The organism is Aquimarina pacifica (genome assembly GCF_000520955.1).
GTDB classification, from domain to species: domain Bacteria; phylum Bacteroidota; class Bacteroidia; order Flavobacteriales; family Flavobacteriaceae; genus Aquimarina; species Aquimarina pacifica.
In genome coordinates this window covers 1-2,714 of sequence record NZ_JACC01000086.1, presented here as the reverse complement: position 1 = coordinate 2,714, position 2,714 = coordinate 1, and the positions used below count along the sequence as shown (strand labels likewise).

Genomic DNA, 2,714 nt, shown 5'->3' with positions numbered 1-2,714 from the left:
GGAATGTATGAAATCCAAACAGAAGTTACTACAGATGATGGAGGAGGTGAAAATGTAGGTTGGATCAATAATGGTAATTGGTTACGTTTTGATGATATTAATGTATCGGGATTATCCAATATGGACGCTCGTATTGCGTGTAATTATGTAGGAGGAACCATCGAAGTAAGAACGGGAAGTACATCTGGAACTCTGATAGGATCTATATCAGTCTCTAGCACAGGAGGTAATCAAAACTGGGAAACACTAAATACAAGCATTTCTAATGCAAGCGGAATACAAGATATTTATTTAGTATTTACTGGGGGAAGCGGCTATTTATTCAATGTCAACTGGATCGAATTTAATAACAGTTCCCAAAGCAATAAGGATATCGCTTCTACAGAAATAGATGATATAAGCATCTATCCAAATCCGGTCGTTTCCACAACCAACATTAAAGGAGCTGCCAATTCACTATTAAATATATACAATATAAATGGTAGCGTAATATTATCCCAGAATATTATAAGCGATAACGAAACTATTAATTTAAGTGGATTATCTTCCGGAGTTTATTACGGAAAAGTGAGTCGACAAAAGTTAGTATCTGTTATCAAACTTGTAAAACAGTAATCGAGTTTTGTGTTGCTAAGTAACCTTATTATACAACTAACCAAATTTGTGAAATCATGAAAAATTCGTTTTACCTAAGTGCATTATTAATACTATCCCTTGCAGTCTTCAATTCAGTAAATGCTCAAGGACTTGTTTCCCATGATTTTAATGATGGTGATATGGGACCTTTTGTGGATTGTACCACTCAAAATCCCAATTATGCTAAGGTTGTAAATAATCGATTGAGAACGTATTGGCAGGAATCTAGTTTTAATTCATCCAATAGGATGACAAAAGGAGCTGAAGCATGTGCTGATCCAGTGCATAACGGTATAGGCTACCTTACTTGGAAACATTGTTGGATGGGTTTTACCATGAATATAGATGAAGCCTACATGGGACCTAGTTATACGGGCGTAGGAAGTCTGGCTCAAATTTTTGGATTTAATGATGCTGCCGGTCAATTTAGTTGGTCTGCATTGCTGGAAATAGAAAATGGTGATTTGACATGGATTGATAGAAGAGGAATAGGGGCTAGCAGAGCAGAAGTTGTTGTTTATGAAAACTTTCCAAAAGGTGTAGATATGGATATTATTTTACATGTAGTTCTATCTGATAATGGTACAGGTCTCGCTGAGGTATTTGTGAATGGTGAACTTAAATATAGTGCCTATAACATAAGAATAGGCATGGGTGAATTTGATTCAAATGATGTACAAACAAATCAGTCTTATACAGAATTTAAAATAGGGCAATACAACCATACTAGTGCTGCAGATAACGAAATTAGAATTGTAGACTATGATAATATCAGCTGGTACGATGGTGAAGATGGTTACGACATTGTAAATCCGGATAGTGGAAGTCAACCAATAGATGATTGTATTGATTTTGATGCCTTTACACAAATAGAAGCAGAAGATTATTGTGATGAATCTGGAACACAGATTACTAGTAGTGGTAATGTTGGTTATATAGAGAATGGTGAGTGGATTATGTTTGAGGATATAGATTTTGAGAATGGTGTAGCATCAATTTCGGCATCCGTATCCAGTGGGAGTTCTGGGGGGAATATAGAGATTAGACAAGGCAGTACCACAGGGAATTTACTAGGAACTTTAGAGGTATCAAATACAGGGTCCTGGACTACTTGGGAAACAATTTCAACAAATATTAGCTCCGTGAGTGGTGTTCAGGACATATATCTTGTTTTCACTGGTGGATCCGGATATTTATTAGATATTGACTGGTTCAGGTTTACAGAACCCGTTTTTGTAGATTTTACCCCTGACCCCAACAAAACTTATTATATCGATGCACCTTATCATAACCTGAGACTCGCAGCTACCGGAGAAAGTGAAGATGCATATACAACCTCAACAACTACAACCGGAGCCGATGTAGAATGGAAATTTGTAGATAAAGGAAATGGATACTGGCACATACAACGAGCTGCAGGAGGAACCAAACCAAGGTTACGAACAAATCAACAGGAAGATGCCGATATGCAACCAACAACGAGTAGTGGATCTTGGACCTATTATGATTTCACCCAAGGTGCTATAACCAATACCTATTTTTTAACATTACCCGCTGTGAATACAGAATTCAAAAGATTACAAATTGACAATACAGGAACCGTAAAAATGGTAGGAGATGATAGAGTCGGAACTTGGGAGTCGTTCTCAATTACGGAAGCCACAAGTTCTATAACAAATAATACCATTACCATTCAGGAAAACGAAACAGGTTTTTGTTCTGTTGATGGTACGATAGACAATAATCACAGTTCATATACGGGAACAGGATTTGCTAATACCGCGAATGCGCTGGGTAATAGTATCGATTGGGAAATTGATGGCGCTGCGGGATCATACACATTTACCTGGAGATATGCTTCTACAAGTAACAGACCGGCGGACTTACTTATTAACGGAACCATAATTTCTTCTGATATCGAGTTTAATTCCACGGGAGCATGGAGCTCTTGGCAAACAACACAATCAGTTACTGTTTCATTAGCTGATGGAGCTAAAACCGTAAGACTTCAATCAACTACAAGCTCTGGATTAGGAAATATAGATTATATAGAAATAACAGGACCAGAAGTGACAGGT

2 protein-coding genes are annotated in these 2,714 nt (G+C 37.4%); both read left to right on the top strand.

Going from position 1 to position 2,714, the window contains the following annotated elements; genetic code table 11:
• Positions 1-615, top strand: a 615-nt coding sequence (locus tag DZ60_RS23730; RefSeq protein WP_152537504.1) for a carbohydrate-binding protein, incomplete at its 5' end; no start/stop codon positions are given.
• Positions 616-671: 56 nt separating this feature from the next.
• Positions 672-2,714 (top strand): carbohydrate-binding protein (locus DZ60_RS23725; protein ID WP_034230432.1); only part of this gene is annotated, 2,043 nt, incomplete at its 3' end.